Genomic DNA, 21,679 nt, shown 5'->3' on the forward strand with positions numbered 1-21,679 from the left:
GCTACCCACCGCCCGGGAACTACCCACCCCAGGGCGGCGCACCCGGTGGATATCCCCCACCGCCCGGAAACTATCCACCCCAAGGCGGCGCACCCGGCGGTTACCCACCGCCTCCCGGTGCCTACCCACCGCCTCCCGGAAACTACGGGAATTACGGAAACCAGGGCTACGGGCAGGCACCGATGGGCCCCAATCCCGGCCGACTCGACGTCGGTGCGGCGCTGAGCTACGGCTTCGACAAATTCAAGGCCAATGTCGGTCCGTGGCTCGGACTGACCGCCATCGTGCTGGCGGTGGGCGTGGTCGCCTTCGTGGTTACGTTCGCGTCGACCTTCGCTGCTGCGATGGACGCCGGCAATCGCGGTGAGACCCTGGACGTCGGCACCTTCTCCGTACTGTCGATACTCCTGACCGCCGTCGCTACCTTCGTGGGGTACTTCGTCAACGCGGCCTTCGTACGCGGAGCGCTGGACGAGACCGTCGGCCCGCAGAAGCCGACGTTCGGCCGGTTCTTCCAACTGACCAATGTGCCTCAGCTCGCCGTCCTGGCCGCGATCTGGACCGTGGTCACCGTGGTGCTCGGATTCATCCCTTTCCTGGGAACGCTCCTGCAGATCGTGGTCGGCGTACTGACAGCCTTCACTCTGACGTTCGCGCTGGACCGGAACCTGGCCGCGTTCGACGCCATCAAGACGAGCGTCGATCTGGTGGTCAAGAACTTCGGCCCCGTCATCCTGCTGATCCTCGCTCTGGCTGCGATCAATATCGTCGGCGCCATACCGTGCGGACTAGGGCTGCTGGTCACCGTCCCAGTTTCGGTGATTGCGCTGAACTACGCCTACCGCGTGCTCACCGGTGGGCCGTTGTCCCCCGCTCGCTGACGACACAGCTCGATATACGCGAATGTCCCCGTAACGCTCGGCGTTACGGGGACATTCGCGTTCGGAAGTCGACTGTTACGCGTCGACCACAGTCTCGGCCGAAGCTGGAGACTCTTCCTTCTTTTCCGGCTTGAAGTCGACGCCCGATTCCTTACGCTGCTGCGGCGTGATCGGTGCAGGCGCGTCGGTCAGCGGATCGATGCCACCACCGGACTTGGGGAATGCGATGACCTCACGGATGGAATCGACCCCGGCGAGCAGCGCGGTGATCCGGTCCCAGCCGAACGCGATTCCGCCGTGCGGCGGTGCGCCGTAGGAGAAGGCATCGAGGAGAAAGCCGAACTTCTCCTGAGCTTCTTCCTTGCCGATACCCATGATCGCGAACACTCGTTCCTGAATATCCTTGCGGTGGATACGAATACTGCCGCCACCGATCTCGTTGCCGTTGCAGACGATGTCGTAGGCGTAGGCCAGAGCAGACCCGGGGTCGGTGTCGAACGTCTCCATCGACTCCGGCTTCGGCGAGGTGAACGCGTGGTGCACAGCCGTCCACGCGCCGGATCCGACGGCTACGTCACCGCTGGCGGTGGCATCGGACGTCGGCTCGAAAAGCGGAGCGTCGACGACCCAGACGAATGCCCAGGCCTTCGGGTCGATCAGGTCGAGCTTGCGGGCGATCTCGCCGCGGACGGCACCGAGCAGTCCACGCGAGGCCTTGACGGGTCCTGCGGAGAAGAAGATCGCATCGCCGTTGTTCGCACCGACGTGCGCGGCCAGGCCGTCGCGTTCGGCGTCTGTCAGATTCTTCGCGACCGGGCCGCCGAGGGTGCCGTCCTCGCCGACGAGAACGTAGGCGAGGCCCTTGTGTCCACGTTGCTTGGCGAATTCCTGCCAGCGGTCCAGTTGCTTGCGGGGCTGAGATGCGCCACCGGGCATGACGACCGCGCCGACGTAGGGAGCCTGGAACACCCGGAAGGTGGTCTCGGAGAAGAAGTCCGTGCACTCGACAAGCTCGATGTCGAATCGCAGGTCCGGCTTGTCGGATCCGTAGCGGCGCATGGCCTCGGCGTAGGTGATCCGCGGAATCGGCGCGGTGAAGTGATGCCCGACGAGCTTCCACAGCGACGCCAGAATTTCCTCGGCCAGCAGGATGACGTCGTCCTGAGTGACGAAGCTCATCTCGACGTCGAGCTGGGTGAACTCGGGCTGACGGTCGGCGCGGAAATCTTCGTCTCGGTAGCACCGGGCGATCTGGTAGTACCGCTCGATACCGCCGACCATGAGCAGCTGCTTGAACAGCTGCGGGCTCTGCGGCAGAGCGTAGAAGCTGCCCGGCTGCAGACGTGCGGGAACGAGGAAGTCTCGTGCGCCTTCGGGAGTGGAACGCGTCAGCGTCGGGGTCTCGACCTCGACGAACTCGTGATGCGCAAGCACCGACCGGGCGGCAGCGTTGACGTGCGAACGCAGCCGAATGGCACGGCCGGGGCCCTCACGGCGCAGGTCGAGGTAGCGGTACTTCAGACGCGCTTCCTCGCCCGGCTGATCGTCCAGCTGGAACGGCAGCGGTGCGGCCTCGGACAAGACCTCGATCTCGGAGGCCTCGACCTCGATGGCACCGGTGGGGATCTCGTAGTTTGCGTTGCCCTCGGGACGACCCTCGACCTTGCCGGTCACCTTCACCACGTACTCGGCACGCAGGCGGTGTGCCTGCTCGAGTGCTGCTCCCTCGCGGAAGACGACCTGGGACACACCGGAGGCGTCACGAAGGTCGATGAAGATGACGCCGCCGTGATCGCGTCGACGGGCCACCCATCCCGTCAGCGTCACGGTTCGGTCGACGTGCTCGGGGCGTAATGAGCCGGCGAGGTGGGTGCGCAGCACGGGTGTCCTTTCGAGAAAAATCCGCTGATCGTGTTCTTCGCTCACCGATCCTACGGAGCACATCACCGTAGAAGGAAACGAGATGCCGTCCCGGCATGCGAAGCTAAGGCCGACAGCGGCGGTATCGGTTCGCATCGTCAGATGCTGGCTCGGCGGAGGGGAACTCGGTCATGACGTTCAGAGAAGGCTCGCAATCGGAACCGGGCCGAGTCTCGGTCGGCGGCGGCGGCGGGGGCGGTGGACGCGGCAAGTTGGCGATCGGCGGCGGAGCGGGTGGCTTGGTCGTCATCGTCCTTGCCCTGCTGTTCGGCGGCGACCCGGGAGCAATCCTGAACCAGATCAGTGGCGGCGACAGTTCCGCCGGACAGAACGACTCCGGGTCGTCCGGAACGCTCGACTGTGACGTCACAGAGGCGAACAGCAATGTCGACTGCCGAGTCGATTTCACGGTGGCGAGCCTCGACACAGTGTGGGAATCGCAGCTGCAATCGCAGACCGGCGTCGCGTACGTCCAGCCGGCTGTCAACCTGTTCTCGGGTGCAACGAACACTGGCTGCGGCAACGCCACCAGCGCCGTCGGGCCGTTCTACTGCCCGGCCGATTCCACCGCATATTTCGACACCAGCTTCTTTCAGGTACTCGTCGACCAGTTCGGCTCCAGCGGCGGACCACTCGCGCAGGAGTACGTGGTGGCGCACGAGATCGGCCACCACATCCAGAATCAGCTGGGTGACATCGGGCGCGCGCAAGCCGATCCGCAGGGACCCGAGTCCGGTGGCGTCAAGGTGGAGTTGCAGGCAGATTGCTACGCGGGCATCTGGGCGCACTACGCAGCCGAGACGGTCGATCCGAAAACCGGGGTTCCGTTCCTCGAGCCGCTGACCACCACCGACATCAACGACGCGCTCTCGGCCGCGTCGTCGGTGGGCGACGACCGGATTCAGCAGGCATCCACCGGCCGCGTCAACCCCGAGGGCTGGACGCACGGGTCTTCTGCCCAGCGACAGGCATGGTTCACCGCCGGGTACGAGACCGGACAGGTCGCGGCCTGCGACACGTTCTCGGCGCGCGATCTGAACAACCCGTGATCGCACCACTCAGAACAGCGTGAGGGCCGGTCCCGAGGTCGCCAGTTCTCGGGGTTCGGCGGGCTCGTTGGCAGGCAAAGACCGGGTTTGTTCTACGGCGAACCCGTACGTCTCGAGCAACGGGTCGATACGCCCTCGGAGCCACTGCTTGTACTCGGGCGTCACGTACGCCCCGTGACCGTAGAGCTGACGGTATCGCCGGACCAACGCCGGGTGCTCCTTCACCAGCCAGCTCATGTACCAGTCCTTGGTGCTGGACCGTAGATGCATCGGCAACGCCGTCACACTCGTAGCTCCCGCGTCGGCCAGTGCGCTGATCAGACCGTCGAGATGCTTGGCACCGTCCGTGAGGAAGGGAATCACCGGTGCGACCAACACTCCACAATCCATGCCTGCGTCACGGACGGCACGGATGAGGTCCAATCGTGCACGTGGACTTGGGGTCCCGGGCTCGAGCTGCTTCTGCAGATCGGGGTCGTGGATGGCGAGGCTGATGCTCACGTGCACATCTACCTGCTGAGCAGCCAACGTCAACAAGGGCAGGTCGCGACGCAGCAGTGTGCCCTTGGTCAGGATCGAGAAAGGCGTACCGGACTCCGTCAACACCCGAATGATGCCGGGCATCAACCGGTATCGGCCCTCGGCGCGCTGATAGGGATCGGTGTTCGTCCCGAGCGCTACCGGCTCCCTTTTCCAGGATCGACGTGCGAGCTCTTTGCGTAGGACTGCCGCGACATTCGTCTTGACGACGATCTGCGAGTCGAAGTCGTTGCCGGAGTCGAGGTCCAGGTATTCGTGTGTCGGTCTGGCGAAGCAGTACCGGCACGCATGGGAACATCCCCGCATCGGATTCACGGTCCACGAGAAGGGCACCTGCGATTCACCCGGAACCTCGTTCAGGGCACTCTTGCACAGCACCTCGTGGAAGGTTATTCCCTCGAACTCCGGGGTCTGCACGCTGCGGACGAGCCCGGACCGTTCGAGTCCCGGTAGCGCGCCGTCGTCCGCGGCTTCGAGAGTCTGACCGGCCCATCGCATGCACACAGTCGAACATTTGTTCTATGTGGTGTCAAGGTCGGTATCGTTCCCCCGCATCCCCGCTCGAATCCGGCGGCCGGTAAGCGATAGCGTAGGGCCTCAAGTCGATCCTAGGAGTGCACCGCACGTGACCGCCCCGAACACACCGACCCTCGAACCCATTCTGCGCCTGGGACTCACACTGGGACCGGCCATCGAGATCGGTCCGGTGCCCGAAGGCGACCGAGTCGTCACCACTGTCCTCGGCGGGGCCGCCCCCGGCCCGGACATCGAGGGCACTCTGGCTGCTCGATCGACAGTCGTCAGCATCACCCGACCCGACGGATGCACCGAGTTCAGCAGTGATCTCGTCCTCGAATTGGCAACCGGTGGTTACCTTTCGCTCGACTATCGCGGGGTTCAGTTCGGCCCGGCCGAGGTCATCGATGCGCTCGACGATCCCGACCGGGAGGTCGATCCCGCTACCTACTACTTCCGTGGCACGTTGCGAGTGTCGACGGCTGTTCCGAAGTTCACGTACCTCAACCGTGCGCTGGTCGTCACTTCCGGCTCACGATCGGCCGAGGCCGTGGTCCTCGACGCGTTCCTGGTGACCTGATACCTGCTCGCTCATCGAAGCAGCTGGGCGACCTCACGGTCGGTCAGCGTCGCATGCGGAGTGCGGCCCTTGCTGCGAACCAGTTCGATCGCTCGGTACAGGGGCCGTTCGTCCAGTCCGGCGTCACGTGCCTCGGCCCGTAGCTGGTCCACCAGGACCGACGCGATGGCCGCGGCGGGGACGAGCTCGGTGGTCCACAGCGAATCGGCCAGGGTGCGTAGGGCGAGGATCGGCAGTTCACGACCCCCACCGTTGGTGTACAGCGCCAGTGGTAGGACTACGCGAGTGCGACCGTCGTAGAGCCGCAACGAGATCTGATCGATCCCAGCCGTGCGAATCGTCAGCTCGGCCGTCACCACCTCCGGCATCCTCAGCCGGCGAGTGCGCAACCCTCGCGCGCAGAGTTGCGGACCATCGAGCCACACCCGCCGACGCAGGCCCAGCCAGCCCGACAATACTGCGGGGCCACCGATGACCACCCCGACGAGAACGGCAACCCACACCGGCACGAACAACGCCAGGACGACTGCGAGAACGATCCCGATCGCAGCCGACCCGACAATGATTTTCCGCAGGCGCGGTGCCAGGAACTCCACCGAGACCAGGTCCAAGGCTACCGGCCCGGAAGCGGGCCGAGGGTTATCGGCCAAGGCGGACCCCGAGGGCGTCGACCACGTCGGCCAACGCGACAGTGTCCTGCTCCCCGTTCGAGAGGTCTTTCACCACAACCGATTCCGCTGACAGTTCTTGATCGCCCAGCACCAGCGCGTATCGGGCACCCGATCGATCGGCTGCCTTCATCGCTCCCTTGATGCCGCGATTTCCGTACGCCATGTCCACTGCGATACCCCGTTCGCGTAGCTGCGCGGCGATATCGACGATCGCCAGTTTGGCTGCGGCACCCATCGGGATGCCGAACACCTGACACCGAGACGTGGCCCCCGCAGTCTTTCCCTCGGCGGCCAGGGCGAGGACGGTGCGGTCGACGCCGAGCCCGAATCCGATACCCGACAACGCTTGCCCGCCCAGCTGTTCCATCAGCCCGTCGTAGCGGCCGCCGCCGCCGATGCCCGATTGCGCCCCCAGCCCGTCGTGCACGAACTCGAACGTGGTCTTGGTGTAGTAGTCCAGGCCGCGCACCATCCGCGGGTTCACCAGATAAGGGACGTTCATCACGTCCAGATACGCCAGCACCTCGTCGAAGTGTTCTTTGGCCGAATCGGAGAGGTGATCGAGCATCAACGGCGCGTCCGCGGTCATCTCGCGCACCTCCGGCCGCTTGTCGTCGAGCACCCGCAGCGGGTTGATCTCGGCGCGCCGACGCGTGTCCTCGTCCAAAGGAAGCGCAAAGAGGAACTGCTGCAACAACTCTCGATACTGAGGGCGGCAGGTGTCGTCTCCGAGCGAGGTGATCTCCAGGCGGAAACCGGTGAGCCCGAGAGCGCGAAAACCGGCGTCGGCCACGGCGATGACCTCGGCGTCCAACGCTGGGTCGTCGATGCCGATCGCTTCGACACCAACCTGTTGCAGCTGCCGGTACCGCCCGGCCTGCGGGCGCTCGTAACGGAAGAACGGCCCGGCGTAGGCCAACTTCACCGGAAGCGCGCCCCGATCCAATCCGTGCTCGATCACCGCACGCATGACCCCCGCGGTGCCCTCGGGACGCAGCGTCACCGACCGATCTCCGCGATCGGCGAACGTGTACATCTCCTTGCTGACCACATCGGTCGACTCCCCGACCCCACGGGCGAACAGCCCGGTGTCCTCGAAGATCGGCAGTTCGATGTGTCCGTAGCCGGCGTTGCGGGCGGCGTCGAGCAGCCCCTCTCGCACGGCGACGAACTCGTCCGAGTTGGGGGGAAAGTAGTCGGGAATGCCCTTGGGCGCAGAAAAGGTGGTCGGCTTGCTCACGCTCACAGCTTCCCTTGCTCGGGGTCGCCGAGTCCAACGAGGAACGGATTGGACGCACGTTCCTGGCCGATCGAACTCTGGCCGCCGTGTCCGGGCAGTACCACGGTGTCGTCACCGAGCGGCAGCAACCGGGTCGCGATGGACCGCAGTAGCTGGTCGTGGTCGCCGCCGGGTAGATCCGTCCTACCGATCGACCCCGCGAAGAGGGTGTCTCCGGTCAGCGCCAGCGGGACCGCACCGTCCGGCCCGTCGGCCCGAGCGAGAAACACCACCGAACCCTGGGTGTGCCCGGGCGTGTGCACCACCGAGAACTCGATCCCGGCGAGATCGAGCTGCCCGCCGTCGGTGAGTTCGATCACCTCGGCCGGTTCGCGGAACTCGATGTCACCCAGCACGGCAGCCAACGCTGGACCCGTTCCCTTGATCGGGTCCGACAGCATGTATCGGTCTTCGGGTGCGATGTACGCAGCAATGCCGTACTTTTCGCAGATCGGCTCGACCGACCACGTGTGGTCGAGGTGGCCGTGCGTGAGCAGCACTGCGGTGGGAGTGAGCGAGGATCGCGTCAGAAAATCGATCAGCGGATCCGCGGCGTCCTGGCCGGGATCGACGACGACGCACTCGGACGCGTCGTCCTGGGCCAGGATGTAACAATTCGTCTGAAACATGCCTGCGGGGAATCCGGTGACGAGCAAACCAATCGCTCCTAAAGGCTGAGGCCGAAGTACCGAACAAGCTTAGTGGGGCCGTTCGGATCGGGTCCCCCCAGCATGCTCTCAGGCATTGATGGCACACTCGCGTTGGCCGATTTCGGCCTGTTACCACACGATCGGTCCGTGCAGCGAGCGGGCAAGGTCGATTTTCGGACAAGCGGGAGGAACACGAATTGCCCAGCAACGAGCAACGGCGCGAGGCTGCCAAACGAAAGCTCGAACGCCAACTCGTACGCCGTGCGGAGCGCGCACGGCGTCGTAAGCAATTGACGATTGCAGGTTCCATTCTCGGTGTCGTCGCAGTCGTGGCCGTCGTCTCGGTCGTGTACGTGGTGACCCGCGGTGACGACGATGCGAGTACCGCCCAGGAATCGACGACGTCCGCACCCGCCGACTCCCTCATCGCGGCGGGACGTTCCGAGCCCTTGCCCGAGACGGTGAACTGCTCCTATCCCGCTGCGGCACAGCCTGCAGCCAAGGAGAACACTCCCCCGCGCACCGACAACGTCCCCACCAGCGACGAGCCGCTGAGCTACAGCATGACCACGAACCAGGGCAATATCGGTCTGACTCTGAACAACCCCGAGTCGCCGTGCACGGTGAACAGTTTCGTCTCGCTCGCCAACCAGGGCTACTTCGACGGCACCACCTGTCATCGACTCACCACCGGTGCCGGTCTTCAGGTGCTGCAATGCGGCGATCCCACGGGCACCGGAAGCGGTGGACCGGGCTACCAGTTCGCCGACGAATTCCCCACCGACACGTTCGCCGAGGGCGACCCCGCTGCGCAGACACCGATCGCGTACCCGCGCGGCACGTTGGCGATGGCCAATGCAGGTCCGGGAACCAACGGCAGCCAGTTCTTCCTGGTCTACGGAGATTCGGAACTGCCGCCTGCCTACACCGCGTTCGGCACGATCGACGAGACCGGCCTCGCCACGCTCGACGCCATCGCGGCCAAGGGAGTGCAGGGCGGCGCATCCGACGGAGCACCCGCCGAGCCGGTCGACATCACGAACATGCTGAGCGACCTGTGAACCGCACCTCTGTCCTTCTGACCGGGCTCTCGGCTACCGCTCTGGTGCTGGCCGGCTGCTCCAGTTCGGCCGAACCCGCTGCCCAGCCTGCTGCAGCAACCTCGTCGACGACGTCGTCCGCTCCGGCGGCAACGACAACACAGCGGCCGGCGTTGGACCTGTCTCGGTTCGGTGCGCTGCCAGCCGTGCCACAGCCGACGACCGACACTGTGTCCTGCGCCTATCCGGCTGAGACGCCGGCCGCGAAGGAGGTCGATCCACCTCCTGTCGACAATGTCGACGTGTACGGAACCGTCGACGTCGCACTGGCCACCAGCCAGGGGCCGATCGACATCACGCTGGACCGGACGCAAGCACCGTGCACGGTCAACAGCGTCGTCAGCCTCGTCCAGCAGGGATACTTCGACGGCTCTCCCTGCCACCGGTTGACCACGTCACCGGGCCTCGAGGTGCTCCAGTGCGGCGATCCGTCCGGATCCGGTCGAGGCGGACCCGGATACAGCTTCGCCAACGAGTACCCCACGACGACATACACCGGCGATCCCGCACAGGCCGAGAATCCGGTGGTGTACCCCCGCGGGACGCTCGCGATGGCCAATGCCGGCCCCGACACCAACGGCAGCCAGTTCTTCCTAGTGTACGCCGATTCTGTGCTGCCGCCGCAGTACACGGTGTTCGGCACCATCTCCGAGAGCGGACTGGCCACCCTCGACGCCATCGCGGCGGGAGGGGTGACCGGAGGCTCCGAGGACGGCGCGCCTGCGAACCCGGTGATCCTGGAATCGGCAACGGCGTAGACAGATTCGAAATACGAGAGGGTGAGCAGAGAATCTCTGCTCACCCTCTCGTCGTTGTCGGGACCGCTCAGGCGGCCGATGTCAGCCGGTAGACGTCGTAGACGCCCTCGACATTGCGGACCACGTTCAGCACGTGACCGAGATGCTTGGGATCACCCATCTCGAACGTGAATTTGCTGATCGCAACCCTGTCTCCCGACGTGGCGACGGATGCCGAGAGGATGTTGACCTTCTCGTCGGCCAGCGCCTTGGTCACATCGGAGAGCAGTCGGTGGCGGTCGAGTGCCTCGATCTGAATGGCCACCAGGAACACCGAGGACGCCGACGGTGCCCACTGAACCTCGATGAACCGCTCGGACTGCTCCTCGAGTGAGCGAGCGTTGGTGCAGTCGGTGCGATGCACGCTGACCGAACCGCCGCGGGTGACGAATCCGAGGATCTCGTCTCCTGGCACGGGAGTACAGCACTTCGCGAGTTTCGCGACGACGCCGTCCGCACCGGTGACCAACACCCCGGCATCGCCGACCTGGCGAGGACGGGTAGGAATTGTCGACGGAGTCGACCGCTCGGCGAGTTCCTCCTCGACATCGCCGACACCGCCGAGATGAGCGACCAAACGCTGCACCACGTGGCGAGCGGACACGTGATTCTCGCCGACCGCGGTGTAGAGCGCCGAGACATCGACGTACCGCAGTTCGTGCGCGATGGCCGACATCGATTCGGCATTCATCAACCGCTGCAACGGTAGTCCGCCTCGGCGCACCTCTTTCGCGATGGCGTCCTTGCCGGCCTCGAGTGCTTCCTCGCGGCGCTCCTTGGCGAACCACTGACGAATCTTGGTCTTCGCTCGCGGCGATGCCACGAATCCCTGCCAGTCCCGGCTCGGTCCGGCGGTGGCGGCCTTGGAGGTGAACACCTCGACCACTTCACCGTTGTCCAGGGTGCGCTCGAGTGCGACAAGTCGACCATTGACGCGTGCGCCGATACAGCGATGGCCCACCTCGGTGTGTACCGCGTAGGCGAAGTCGACCGGACACGAACCGGCGGGCAAGGTGACGACGTCGCCCTTGGGCGTGAAGACGAAGATCTCCTTGACCGCGAGGTCGTACCGCAGCGACTCGAGAAACTCTCCGGGATCGGCCGCTTCACGTTGCCAGTCGAGCAGTTGGCGCATCCACGCCATGTCGTCGACCTCGGCGTTGTCCTGAGAGTGCTTGCCCTTGGTCTCCTTGTACCGCCAGTGCGCAGCAATTCCGAACTCTGCCGTCCGGTGCATGTCCCGCGTGCGGATCTGCACCTCGAGAGGCTTGCCCTCGGGTCCGATCACCGTGGTGTGCAAAGACTGGTAGACGCCGTAGCGCGGTTGAGCGATGTAGTCCTTGAAGCGGCCCGCCATCGGCTGCCACAGCGAGTGCACGACGCCCACGGCGGCGTAGCAGTCGCGGATCTCGTCGCACAGGATCCGTACACCCACGAGGTCATGGATGTCGTCGAAGTCGCGGCCCTTCACGATCATTTTCTGGTAGATCGACCAGTAGTGCTTCGGCCGCCCCTCGACCACGGCGCTGATTCTCGACGCCGCCAGTGTCGCGTTGATCTCGGCCCGCACCTTCTCGAGGTACGTGTCGCGTGATGGTGCTCTATCGGCAACGAGACGAACTATCTCGTCGTACTTCTTGGGGTGCAGGATGGCGAACGCCAGGTCCTCGAGCTCCCACTTGACCGTTGCCATTCCGAGCCGATGCGCAAGCGGCGCAATGACTTCCAGCGTTTCTTTCGCCTTGCGGGCCTGCTTCTCCGGCGGCAGGAAACGCATGGTGCGCATGTTGTGCAGTCGGTCTGCCACCTTGATGACGAGCACCCGCGGATCTCGCGCCATCGCGATGATCATCTTGCGGATGGTCTCGCCTTCGGCCGCGGTTCCGAGAACCACCTTGTCGAGTTTGGTCACCCCGTCGACCAGATGGGACACCTCCTCGCCGAATTCCTCGGTCAACTTGGCGAGCGAATACCCGGTGTCCTCGACCGTGTCGTGCAGCAACGCCGCTACCAGCGTCGTGGTGTCCATTCCCAGCTCGGCCAGGATATTCGCCACGGCGAGCGGATGAGTGATGTAGGGATCGCCGGACTTACGCATCTGCGATGCATGCAACTCGTCCGCGACGTCGTAGGCCCGCTGCAACAACGCGAGATCGGCCTTGGGGTAGAGCTCGCGGTGCAGGCTGACGAGAGGTTCGAGCACCGGCTTGACGGCGGCGCTGCGTCCGGCGGTGATGCGGCGCGCCAGACGGGCCCGCACCCGCCGCGACGCCGACGTCGGTACCGGTGCCGAATTGCGCGTACCGGACGGAGCCTGCGCGTCGTTCGGCACAGAATCGGGGGAAACAGAATCACGGGACATCGGGGACTCGACTGCGGGACCGGTGTCACCGGAGCCGGTCTCGCCCTCGGTCACGACGTCGACTCCGGCCTGATCGGAAACATCAGGCCTTTCGGGGACGGCGGGCCCATCCGGCAAGGGCTGATCGATGTAACGGGTCACTCTCATCACCTCCTGCCACGCGCTCCACGCTGTCGCCGGACGCATCCGGAGAACGCATTATGTAGAGACTTTAGTCCTCATACTCGAACCAGGCAGGCGAGCGGGTAGTCACTGCACCTCTCACGCCCTCCCAGGGCCGTGATCTCGAGAACGACGGCGGCACCGACTATCACCGCACCCTGATCGGCCAACAACCGTGCGGTCGCGTCGACGGTACCGCCCGTCGCCAGCACGTCGTCGATCACCAACACCCGCCGTCCAGCCAGCTCGATCGCCGTCGGGATCTGCAACTCGGCGGTCCCGTATTCGAGGTCGTAGGCCCGCGAATGCACCGGAGGTGGCAGCTTGCCCGCCTTGCGCACTGCCAGCACACCGCAGCCCAGCTCCAGGGCCACACCGGCACCCAGCAGAAAGCCACGCGCGTCGATTCCCGCAACCAGATTGACATCGTGGTGGCCCTGCGCCAACTCCGACACGACGCTGCGCAAGGCGCTGCCGTCTGCGAACACCGGCGTCAGATCGCCGAAACGCACTCCGGGAACGGGGAAGTCGTCGACCCACCGCGTCAGCCGAGCCACGGCAGCGACTGCGTCTGCCCGACCACCTGCGTCGTTCATCGAAGAAGAACCCACCGATCCATGTTCCATCCGGCACCAGCGGCCGTCGGGTTGGGCACCACATCCTGCATTCCGTCGCTGACGACGGTGGTGCGCGGCTCGTTGTACAGGGGAAGCGACGGCATGTCGTTCCACAGGATGTTCTCGCCCTCCGTGGCGAGAGCCAGCACTCGCTCGGGGTCATCGGTCACCGCCAGCTGATCGACGATGGAATCGATCCTGCCGTTGCTGTAGCCGCCGACGTTCAGTCCGATTCCCGTCCTCAGCGAATACCGTGCGACAGCTCCACCTGCCGACCCCGATGGCCCGGGCAGAGAACCACTGCTGCCCAGTACCGCGTCGACGGCACCGCCGCGCAGGGCGGACGGCGTGAACTCCGGCGAGCTCGCATCGACGACGGTGATGCCGGCAGCAGCGCAATCGGCAGCCATGCGGCCGACTTCCTGTGCGCGACGAGCATCCGGTCCCCGGTAGCCGACGCGAACGGTGAGGGCACTCTCGCCTGCCGCAGCAAGTTCCTTGCCCGCCTGATCGAGGTCCGAGCGCCGATACCGATCGCCGACGACGGTTGCGACCGCCGGATACTCGAGGGTGTCCAGTTGCACCAGTCGAGCATCGACGATTCCCGAGCCGAGCCCGGCCGCTGGAGCGTCCGATCCCGGATGCCCGAGCGTGTCGAACAGATCCGATCTCGGGATGCACGCGGCGACCGCTCGTCGCGCGCTCGCGTCGGCCAGTACCCCCTGTGTGGCGAAGGTCAGCTGTTCGAGGCCTCGTGACGGCTCCTCGCTGGTCGCGAATCCCTCGGTCGTGCCGAGATCGACGGCGCCCGCACCGTGGTCGAGCACGTCGAGCGAGCCGTCCGCCACCTTGGCAGCCACGTCGGTGCCCTTGGGCCAGACGACGACCTGCTCGGTTTCGGGCGGAATTCCCCACCAAGCCTCGTTCGCGACGAGAACAAGACCTCCGTCGGCGGTGTACGACTCGACGCGGTACGGCCCGGCCGAGGGCAGCAACGAGGTGTCGATCGCGCCCGGCGTCAGTGTCCACCCGGTATTCCAGAATTCGGCGATGCGGCCCACCACATCGTTGTCGCCGGCCAGGATGGGATCGACGACGTTCGGCACTCCTGCCGCCCGGGCCGCAACGTGCGCAGGCAACAGATCGGTGGCACCGAACAGGGCGCGCCAGTTCTGGTAACTGCGCCCTGGAGCGAACACGACTGTGGCCTCCTTGGCCCCGGGGACACAGTCGATGCGTTGGATGTCCGAGTACCCGGCCGACGACGCCGCGTCGAACATGGGACCGTCGGTGGCGAATCGGCCGCTGTTCGCAGCCCAGGCCAACACGAGGTCATCGCAGGCCATCGGTGCACCGTCGGAGTACTTCGCCGCTGGGGCAATGGAGTACTGCACGGTCAACGTGTCACCGGGAACCACTTCCGTGGTCCCGATATCGTTGTCCGACAACGCATCCCCCTCGGGACCGAGGTAACTGAAGCCCACCTGAACCCGGGTGAACGCCTGCCGAGCTCCCGACGCCGCGCCGTCGACCGTTCTCGCGTTGTACGTGGCGACGACGTTGTCGAACGAGTAGCCGATCGAGGGAACCTTGTCCTCGGGCGACGAACACGCGGTGATGGACACCGCAGCGACACCGGCCGCCACCAGTGCCGCGCTCCACCTGCGTTTCACGTGCACTCTCCGTCCCAGTCGAGGGTGGATATCTACCGTCGCTTCTTGTTTCGCTTTCCGGTGGGCCGGTTACCCGGCTGCGGAGTGGACGCCTTGGTGGTGGACACTCCGACGGCCACCGGTTCGGGAGCGAGACCGGCCGCGCGGGCAGCGGCATCGGCCCGCTTGGAATGGACCTTGCGTGTGTGGGCAGCAACCGGGCCCCACTTCTCCTTGAGCGTCACCAGCAGCGGAGTAGCGAAGAAGATGGACGAGTAGGCACCGACGATCATGCCGACGAGCTGCACCAGCGCCAGGTCCTTGAGTGTGCCGACCCCGAGCAGCCAGACGGCGACGATCATGAGCGCGATCACCGGCAGAACGCCGATGACGGTCGTGTTGATCGAGCGCATCAGGGTCTGGTTGACAGCGAGGTTGGCCTGCTCTGCGTACGTCTTGCGGTGCAGGTTCAAGATCCCGCGGGTGTTCTCCTCTACCTTGTCGAACACCACCACCGAGTCGTACAACGAGAAACCGAGGATCGTCAGCAGTCCGATGACCGTCGCAGGGGTCACCTCGAACCCGACGATCGAATACACGCCCGCCGTGACGACGAGGTCGAATCCCAGTGCAGCCAGAGCGGCGAACGCCATATCCCGTTCGTATCGGACAGCGATGTAGATGCTGACGATGACCAGGAACACCGCGAGCGCGATCAACGCCTTCTGGGTGATCTGGCCACCCCAGGTCTCACTGACGTCGGACACGCTGATCGCATTGGGAGTAGCGGTGCCGCTGTTGTCCTGCGGCTCGAAAGCCTGGAACAACGCCTGACGCAAGCTGTCCACTTCACCGGGGTCGAGAGCTTCGGAGCGAATCTGCACCGTTGCTGCCGCACCCGAGCCAACTGTCTGCACCGACACCGGGGGCATACCCAGCGAGTCGTTGTACACGGTTTCGACCTGCTCGGTGGAGATGTTGTCGGCGGCCGGCAGGGCAATCCGAGTCCCGCCCTCGAAATCGATGCCCAGCGTGAATCCGCGCACGAGGAAGCTCAGCAGACACACCAACACGATGACAGCGGTGAGGATGTAGTAGAAGCGGCGACGACCGACGATGTCGAAGGCACCGGTTCCGGTGTAGAGCCTGGACAGCCAGCTGTGCTTGGGCTGGGTGGACTGATCGACACTCGAGTCGTCGAGGGGCGATGGGGTCGACGTGGTCGTATCCGACATGTCATGCCTCCTTCGACGGCGTGGTGCCGGTCTTGACGGCGAGCGCCTTGTTGGCAGCACGCTTGCGTTCGAGCGCGATCTGCTGGACGGCACCGAGACCGTTGACAGACGGCTTGGACCAGAATTTCGACTTCGACGCCAGGTACACCAGTGGCCAGGTCACCAGCACCACGACGATGATGTCGAGGATCGTCGTCAGACCGAGGGTGAAGGCGAAGCCGCGGACCTGCCCCACAGCGAGGACGTACAGCACCGCGGCCGCGATGAAGCTGACCGCGTTGCCGGACAGGATGGTTTTGCGTGCGCGTGCCCAACCGCGTGGTACCGCCGACCGGAAACTGCGACCCTCACGAATTTCGTCCTTGATGCGCTCGAAGAACACCACGAAGGAGTCCGCGGTCATACCGATGCCGATGATGAGTCCGGCAATTCCTGCGAGGTCCAGGGTGAAGCTGATCCACCTGCCCAACAGAACGATGATTCCGTAGACGACGAGACCCGCCAACGCCAACGACAGCGCCGTGAGCAGACCCAGGGCGCGGTAATAGAGCAGGCAGTAGACCAGCACGAGCGCCAGTCCGATGGCTCCGGCGATGAGGCCGGCTTCCAGCGAAGCCAATCCCAGTGTGGCCGAGACAGTTTCGGCTTCGGAGGATACGAAGGACAGCGGTAGAGAGCCGTACTTGAGGGTGTTGGCCAGCTCCGAGGCACTCTGGGCGTTGAAGTTTCCGGTGATCGAGGTGGCGCTGCCCGCGGGGGTGGCACCCTGAATCACCGGCGCACTGATCACCTTCGAGTCGAGCACGAATGCGGCCTGCTTCTGCAGGTTGGCGGCGGTGAACTGAGCCCACGTGTTGGAACCGTCCGAGTCGAACGTCAGGCTCACCTGGAACTGGGCCTGTTGGCTGTCGAATCCGGAGGTTGCGTCTGCGATCTGCTGCCCGTCGATGATCGTCGGGCCGAGCAGGTAGACGGCCGTCCCGTCGGTCGAGCACGCAACGAGGGGAAGAGCCGGATCGTCGTTGCCAGCGAGGGGGTCGGCCGCGTTGCAGTCGAGGGACTGCATCGCCAACTGCTGAATCTGCTGATCCTCGCTCTGCCGCAGCGTCTTGGCGTCGGCGATCTCCTGGGCAGCACGATCGGCGTCCGACAACGACGCATCCGCGGCGGGATCGTCGGTAGCGGGTGCATCGGTCGCGGGTGCATCGGTCGCGGGAGCGGGCGTCGGATCCACCGCAGACGGATCCTGCGCCGGGAAGACCCGACTCTGAGGAGCGGCCGGTGCGGCGGGATCTGCAGCAGGAGCGGCGGGATCTGCAGGAGCGACCGGATCGACCGGCGCGGCGGGGTCGGCCGGCGTTTGCTGCGACCCTGCACCCGCGCCCGCCGACGGGGCAACCGATCCCACCACGGGTCGGATGAACAGTCGTGCGGTCTGGCCCAGAGTGCGCGCCTGCGAACTGTCGTCACCGGGCACCGTGATGACGAGGTTGTCTCCGTCGACGACCACCTCGGAGCCCGTGACACCGAGACCGTTGACGCGAGTCTCGATGATCTGCTGGGCCTGCTTCAGGCTGTCCTGCGTCGGCGCATTGCCGTCGGGGGTTCGCGCGGTGAGTGTCACGCGCGTGCCGCCCTGCAGGTCGATTCCCAGCTTCGGCGAGGGGTCTTTGTCTCCGGTGAAGAAGACCAGGGCGTACACCGCTGCTATCAGCACCGCAAAAACGGCCAGATAGCGGGCGGGACGCACCGGTCCGCTGGTAGGTGCCACGGTGAGTGTTTCTCCTCTAAGGCGATGGAAAGTGTCGGTTCCTGCGGGGACTGTCGGCCCGATATGTCAGCGGCGAGCGCTGCGATTGTGCACCACATCGGTCACCGCAGACGAAACCGCTGCCGGATCGAAGTCTCCGACAGCGGTTCGGATCAACGGCTGCTCACTCTTTTTCGAGCCGCTTCGCGGTCTGTTCCACGGTCTCGTCGGGCCCGCTGACGTCGGTCTTGTGCAACGACGGCCCTGCGCTGGTGCTCGAGTCGAGGGCCGCGATGTCGGCGTCGGTGGTGGTCTCGAACTCGGTGTCGTCGAATTCGGAGCCATCGGGCAGCACCTCGCGTACTACGGCGCGAGACCAGGTGGTGATGACGCCGTCCGCGATCTCGAGGTCGATCGTGTCGTCCTCGACCAGAACCACGCGGGCGTACAGGCCTGCCGTGGTGACGACCTCGTCACCGACCTTGAGCGAGTCCTGCATCTCCGTGGTTTTGGCCAGCACCTTCTTCTGTCGACGCGCATTGAGAAACAGCGGTACCAGAAGGGCCACGATCAGCAGCGGAAACAGCAAATCCATCGGAAGGTCAGTCCTCGAAGTTCGGGTCGAAAATCGTCATTGTCTCGTGCGAGAACGCCGTGGGTGTGGGCCTCGCAGCTACCCAGTGTGCCATCACCGGGAACCGATCCGGTCCGTTCGTCTCGTGTTCTGCCCGATTCAGTCGAATAATCCCTGCGCAGCCTCCGAGGATCGGACCGAAATTCCCCCTACCGCGAGGTCCGGCGGCGGGGTCAGACCGAGATGTTGCCACGCGGTGGCAGTGGCAACGCGGCCTCGTGGTGTGCGGGCGATCATGCCTGCGCGCACCAGGAAGGGTTCGCACACTTCCTCGACCGTCGAGGGTTCCTCCCCGACGGCGACGGCCAGCGTCGATACGCCGACCGGTCCCCCGCCGAAGCTCCGGATGAGTGCACTGAGGACGGCACGGTCGAGTCGGTCGAGGCCGAGCTTGTCGACGTCGTACACCACCAGAGCCGCTTTGGCCGTCTCCCGGGTGACGGTGCCATCGCCCCGCACATCCGCGTAGTCGCGCACTCGCCGGAGCAATCGGTTCGCGATACGTGGAGTGCCACGCGAACGGCCGGCGATCTCGGCGCAGCCGTCTCGGTCGATCGGCACCCCGAGTATTCCGGCCGACCGCATGAGGATGCGCTCGAGCTCGCTCGGCTCGTAGAAATCCATGTGCGCCACGAATCCGAATCGGTCACGCAGCGGCCCGGTGAGAGCACCCGACCTGGTGGTCGCTCCGACAAGCGTGAACGGAGCCACCTCGAGCGGTATCGACGTCGCACCCGGCCCCTTACCGACGATGACGTCGACGCGGAAGTCCTCCATCGCCAGATACAGCATCTCCTCGGCCGGACGGGCGATGCGATGGATCTCGTCGATGAACAGCACGTCTCCCTCGACCAGGTTGCTGAGCATCGCTGCCAGGTCACCAGCGCGCTCGAGCGCCGGCCCGGACGTGAGCCGCAGCGAGGTTCCCAACTCGGCGGCGATGATCATCGCCATACTGGTCTTGCCGAGCCCCGGAGGCCCGGACATCAGGATGTGATCGGGAGTGCCGCCGCGCATCTTGGCACCGGACAGTACGAGCTGGAGCTGCTCACGTACCCGAGGCTGACCGATGAAATCGGTGAGGTTCTTCGGACGCAGGCTCGTCTCGACATCCAGGTCGTCGGACATGGCGTCCGCGCCCACCTGTGATTCGGCGACCTGGTCGTCCTCGTCCACGCCGGCCTACCTGGACTTTCCGAGGTACGCCAGGGCCGACCTCAGCGCAATCGACGTCGTGGCCTCCGGCTGCTGGGCGAGTACCGCGTCGGTGGACTCCTCGGCCTGCTTCGCCGGGAATCCGAGCCCGATCAGCGCCTCGACTATCTGATCGCGCACCGAATTTCCGGCACCGGATCCCGGCAGAACCGAATTACCAGCGCGGCCGACCACTGCGTCCACCTTGTCGCGCAACTCGACGACCATTCTCTCCGCGCCACGTTTGCCGATTCCGGGAACCCTCGTCAGTGCTCCGATGTCACTGTCCGCCAACGCCGTTCGCAGCGCGTCCGGTTCGTGCACGGCCAGCGTGGCCATTGCGATCCGCGGTCCGACGCCGGACACGGTGAGAAGCAACTCGAACAGCTCGCGTGACTCCTTGTCCGGAAACCCGTACAGCGTCTGCGAGTCCTCGCGCACGATCATGGTTGTCAGGAGCGTCGATTCGCTCCCGCGGTGCAGCGTGGCCAGCGTCGCCGGAGTGGCGCTGATGCGGTATCCGACGCCGGCAGCCTCGAGCACGGCGTGATCGAGCGCGATGTCGATCACCGAGCCTCTGATCGATGCGATCATCGTGCGCCCGCCTCTTTCTTGGCCATCTTCTCGATCCTGCGTGCAACGACGGCGCGAGCCTTACGCTCCTCGGCCAGGCGCGCGTCGTACTTGCGCTTCTGTTCTGCCGCCATGGCTTCCGCTTTCGCCATCCGAGCGATCATCGGAGCTCTCCAGCAATGACAGATGCCCAGCGCAAGTGCGTCGGCGGCATCCGCCGGGGTCGGGGCAGTCTGCAGACCGAGAATGCGCATGACCATCGCAGTGACCTGGGCCTTGTCGGCCGAACCGTTGCCGGTGACCGCGGCCTTGACTTCACTGGGGGTATGGAAGCAGACATCGACGCCCCGCCGGGCCGCCGCCAGCGCGATCACTCCGCCGGCTTGCGCGGTTCCCATGGCGGTGCGGACGTTGTGCTGCGCGAACACCCGCTCGATGGCCACCACCGAGGGCTTGTGGGTATCGAGCCAATATTCTGCTGCCTCGGAGATGCGCAGCAACCGCTGCGCAAGATCCATGTCCGCGGGCGTGCGCACCACATCCACGTCGAGAGCAACCACCGATCGACCCACACCACCCTCGATCAAACTGAGCCCACACCTGGTGAGACCGGGGTCGACACCCATCACCCGCACGCCACCACACCTTCCGCTTACGAACTGTTGTTCGATAGCGTAGCGTAGCGGAGCGCACCGACGGATCAGGGATACGACACCCGGCCTGTTGGCTCGATCGAGTCGAGGCGGTCAGTCCTCTTCGTCGAGCTCGGCCATGACCTCGTCGGACAGATCCACGTTGGACCAGACGTTCTGCACGTCGTCGCTGTCTTCCAGCGCGTCGATGAGCTTGAAGACCTTGCGCGCGCCGTCCGCATCCACCGGAACGTTGACCGAGGCCTGAAAGCTCGCCTCGGCCGAGTCGTAGTCGAATCCGGCCTCCTGCAGCGCGGTGCGCACTGCGATCAGGTCCGTCGGCTCGCTGACGATCTCGAACGTGTCGCCGTTGTCGTTGACTTCCTCGGCACCGGCTTCGAGAACGGCCATCAGGACGTCGTCCTCACTCTGACCGTTCTTCTCGAGAGTCACCACGCCCTTGCGCGAGAACAGGTACGAGACCGAACCCGGGTCTGCCATGTTTCCGCCGTTGCGCGTCATTGCCACGCGTACCTCGCCTGCGGCGCGGTTGCGGTTGTCGGTGAGGCACTCGATCAGAATCGCCACACCGTTGGGGCCGTAGCCCTCGTACATGATGGTTTGCCAGTCGGCTCCACCGGTCTCTTCGCCTGCGCCTCGCTTACGGGCCCGCTCGATGTTGTCGATCGGAACCGAGGTCTTCTTCGCCTTCTGGATGGCATCGAAGAGAGTCGGGTTGCCCGTGGGGTCACCGCCACCCGTGCGGGCCGCCACCTCGATGTTCTTGATGAGTTTGGCGAAAGACTTGCCGCGTCGGGCGTCGATCACCGCCTTCTTGTGCTTGGTGGTGGCCCATTTTGAGTGGCCGCTCATGCGATAGAGCCC

General features: G+C 65.2%; 20 protein-coding genes. 5 read left to right on the forward strand and 15 right to left on the reverse strand.

Annotated features, from left to right (window positions below; all coding sequences use genetic code 11):
- On the forward strand, positions 1 to 881 hold an 881-nt coding region (locus CH286_RS27915; protein WP_176458321.1), incomplete at its 5' end, for a hypothetical protein.
- Between the two features lie 75 nt (positions 882 to 956).
- Here CH286_RS27915 and aspS read toward each other — a convergent pair.
- The gene (aspS, locus tag CH286_RS22525) at positions 957 to 2,762 is read right to left on the reverse strand and encodes an aspartate--tRNA ligase (RefSeq protein WP_037153209.1); all 1,806 of its coding nucleotides are present in this window, start codon (positions 2,760 to 2,762) and stop codon (positions 957 to 959) included.
- 170 nt (positions 2,763 to 2,932) lie between these two features.
- Here aspS and ypfJ point away from each other — a divergent pair, with 170 nt between their 5' ends.
- Positions 2,933 to 3,850 carry a KPN_02809 family neutral zinc metallopeptidase gene (gene ypfJ, locus CH286_RS22530; RefSeq protein ID WP_094610456.1) on the forward strand — a complete coding sequence of 306 codons (918 nt, stop codon included), beginning with the start codon at positions 2,933 to 2,935 and terminating at the stop codon, positions 3,848 to 3,850.
- 9 nt (positions 3,851 to 3,859) lie between these two features.
- Here the strand turns inward: ypfJ and CH286_RS22535 are convergent, their stop codons facing one another.
- Positions 3,860 to 4,888 carry an Rv2578c family radical SAM protein gene (locus CH286_RS22535; RefSeq protein WP_094610457.1) on the reverse strand — a complete coding sequence of 343 codons (1,029 nt, stop codon included), beginning with the start codon at positions 4,886 to 4,888 and terminating at the stop codon, positions 3,860 to 3,862.
- 127 nt (positions 4,889 to 5,015) lie between these two features.
- On the opposite strand from CH286_RS22535, the gene CH286_RS22540 reads away from it, so the two are divergent.
- A complete protein-coding gene (locus CH286_RS22540; RefSeq protein ID WP_094610458.1) occupies positions 5,016 to 5,486 on the forward strand; it encodes a DUF3237 domain-containing protein in 471 nt (156 codons plus the stop codon).
- 11 nt (positions 5,487 to 5,497) lie between these two features.
- On the opposite strand, the gene CH286_RS22545 is transcribed toward CH286_RS22540, so the two are convergent.
- From CH286_RS22545 to CH286_RS22555, 3 genes are read right to left on the reverse strand one after another with little or no spacing between them, the layout of a single operon-like run.
- Complete coding sequence (locus CH286_RS22545) at positions 5,498 to 6,136, reverse strand: hypothetical protein (protein ID WP_032403335.1); 639 nt, start codon at positions 6,134 to 6,136, stop codon at positions 5,498 to 5,500.
- Positions 6,126 to 7,397 (reverse strand): histidine--tRNA ligase, encoded by a 1,272-nt coding sequence (gene hisS / locus CH286_RS22550; protein ID WP_094610483.1) that lies wholly within the window; start codon positions 7,395 to 7,397, stop codon positions 6,126 to 6,128. The genes CH286_RS22545 and hisS overlap by 11 nt, the downstream gene beginning before the upstream one ends.
- 2 nt (positions 7,398 to 7,399) lie before the next feature.
- Complete coding sequence (locus CH286_RS22555) at positions 7,400 to 8,092, reverse strand: MBL fold metallo-hydrolase (protein ID WP_094610459.1); 693 nt, start codon at positions 8,090 to 8,092, stop codon at positions 7,400 to 7,402.
- A 191-nt stretch (positions 8,093 to 8,283) separates the two neighbouring features.
- Here CH286_RS22555 and CH286_RS22560 point away from each other — a divergent pair, with 191 nt between their 5' ends.
- Positions 8,284 to 9,147: a peptidylprolyl isomerase gene (locus tag CH286_RS22560; protein ID WP_032377781.1), complete on the forward strand. Its 864-nt coding sequence runs from the start codon at positions 8,284 to 8,286 to the stop codon at positions 9,145 to 9,147.
- Positions 9,144 to 9,944, forward strand: a complete 801-nt coding sequence (locus CH286_RS22565) for a peptidylprolyl isomerase (protein WP_052058630.1) — start codon at positions 9,144 to 9,146, stop codon at positions 9,942 to 9,944. The genes CH286_RS22560 and CH286_RS22565 overlap by 4 nt, the downstream gene beginning before the upstream one ends.
- A gap of 67 nt (positions 9,945 to 10,011) precedes the next feature.
- On the opposite strand, the gene CH286_RS22570 is transcribed toward CH286_RS22565, so the two are convergent.
- The 10 genes from CH286_RS22570 to CH286_RS22615 all read right to left on the reverse strand — a co-directional run bounded on the left by CH286_RS22570 (position 10,012) and on the right by CH286_RS22615 (position 21,667).
- Positions 10,012 to 12,345: a RelA/SpoT family protein gene (locus CH286_RS22570; RefSeq protein WP_032403654.1), complete on the reverse strand. Its 2,334-nt coding sequence runs from the start codon at positions 12,343 to 12,345 to the stop codon at positions 10,012 to 10,014.
- A 218-nt stretch (positions 12,346 to 12,563) separates the two neighbouring features.
- Positions 12,564 to 13,103, reverse strand: coding sequence for an adenine phosphoribosyltransferase (locus CH286_RS22575; protein WP_094610460.1), 540 nt, complete (start codon positions 13,101 to 13,103; stop codon positions 12,564 to 12,566).
- Positions 13,100 to 14,803 carry an ABC transporter substrate-binding protein gene (locus CH286_RS22580; RefSeq protein WP_094610461.1) on the reverse strand — a complete coding sequence of 568 codons (1,704 nt, stop codon included), beginning with the start codon at positions 14,801 to 14,803 and terminating at the stop codon, positions 13,100 to 13,102. Before CH286_RS22580 ends, CH286_RS22575 begins: the two co-directional genes overlap by 4 nt.
- Positions 14,804 to 14,829: 26 nt before the next feature.
- Positions 14,830 to 16,011: a protein translocase subunit SecF gene (gene secF, locus CH286_RS22585; protein ID WP_032403331.1), complete on the reverse strand. Its 1,182-nt coding sequence runs from the start codon at positions 16,009 to 16,011 to the stop codon at positions 14,830 to 14,832.
- 1 nt (position 16,012) lies between these two features.
- Positions 16,013 to 17,782: a protein translocase subunit SecD gene (gene secD, locus CH286_RS22590; RefSeq protein WP_094610462.1), complete on the reverse strand. Its 1,770-nt coding sequence runs from the start codon at positions 17,780 to 17,782 to the stop codon at positions 16,013 to 16,015.
- Between the two features lie 163 nt (positions 17,783 to 17,945).
- On the reverse strand, positions 17,946 to 18,356 hold the full coding sequence (gene yajC, locus CH286_RS22595; RefSeq protein WP_032403330.1) for a preprotein translocase subunit YajC: 411 nt from the start codon (positions 18,354 to 18,356) through the stop codon (positions 17,946 to 17,948).
- A 138-nt stretch (positions 18,357 to 18,494) separates the two neighbouring features.
- The gene (gene ruvB / locus CH286_RS22600) at positions 18,495 to 19,523 is read right to left on the reverse strand and encodes a Holliday junction branch migration DNA helicase RuvB (protein ID WP_057478785.1); all 1,029 of its coding nucleotides are present in this window, start codon (positions 19,521 to 19,523) and stop codon (positions 18,495 to 18,497) included.
- Positions 19,524 to 19,577: 54 nt separating this feature from the next.
- On the reverse strand, positions 19,578 to 20,183 hold the full coding sequence (gene ruvA / locus CH286_RS22605; protein ID WP_032377775.1) for a Holliday junction branch migration protein RuvA: 606 nt from the start codon (positions 20,181 to 20,183) through the stop codon (positions 19,578 to 19,580).
- Positions 20,180 to 20,797: a crossover junction endodeoxyribonuclease RuvC gene (gene ruvC, locus CH286_RS22610; protein WP_032403327.1), complete on the reverse strand. Its 618-nt coding sequence runs from the start codon at positions 20,795 to 20,797 to the stop codon at positions 20,180 to 20,182. Before ruvC ends, ruvA begins: the two co-directional genes overlap by 4 nt.
- Positions 20,798 to 20,908: 111 nt before the next feature.
- A complete protein-coding gene (locus CH286_RS22615) occupies positions 20,909 to 21,667 on the reverse strand; it encodes a YebC/PmpR family DNA-binding transcriptional regulator (RefSeq protein WP_032377773.1) in 759 nt (252 codons plus the stop codon).
- Positions 21,668 to 21,679: the final 12 nt, after the last annotated feature.

It is taken from the genome of Rhodococcus sp. WWJCD1, from assembly GCF_002258735.1.
Classification (GTDB): Bacteria; Actinomycetota; Actinomycetes; order Mycobacteriales; family Mycobacteriaceae; genus Rhodococcoides.

What these genes read in the sequence shown, in the direction of transcription:
- yajC (WP_032403330.1), bottom strand. Translation starts at nt 18,356, where the DNA reads ATGGATTTGCTGTTTCCGCTGCTGATCGTGGCCCTTCTGGTACCGCTG.
- ypfJ (WP_094610456.1), top strand. Translation starts at nt 2,933, where the DNA reads ATGACGTTCAGAGAAGGCTCGCAATCGGAACCGGGCCGAGTCTCGGTC.
- CH286_RS22570 (WP_032403654.1), bottom strand. Translation starts at nt 12,345, where the DNA reads ATGTCCCGTGATTCTGTTTCCCCCGATTCTGTGCCGAACGACGCGCAG.
- secF (WP_032403331.1), bottom strand. Translation starts at nt 16,011, where the DNA reads ATGTCGGATACGACCACGTCGACCCCATCGCCCCTCGACGACTCGAGT.
- CH286_RS22575 (WP_094610460.1), bottom strand. Translation starts at nt 13,103, where the DNA reads ATGAACGACGCAGGTGGTCGGGCAGACGCAGTCGCTGCCGTGGCTCGG.
- CH286_RS22615 (WP_032377773.1), bottom strand. Translation starts at nt 21,667, where the DNA reads ATGAGCGGCCACTCAAAATGGGCCACCACCAAGCACAAGAAGGCGGTG.
- ruvA (WP_032377775.1), bottom strand. Translation starts at nt 20,183, where the DNA reads ATGATCGCATCGATCAGAGGCTCGGTGATCGACATCGCGCTCGATCAC.
- CH286_RS22535 (WP_094610457.1), bottom strand. Translation starts at nt 4,888, where the DNA reads ATGCGATGGGCCGGTCAGACTCTCGAAGCCGCGGACGACGGCGCGCTA.
- ruvB (WP_057478785.1), bottom strand. Translation starts at nt 19,523, where the DNA reads ATGTCCGACGACCTGGATGTCGAGACGAGCCTGCGTCCGAAGAACCTC.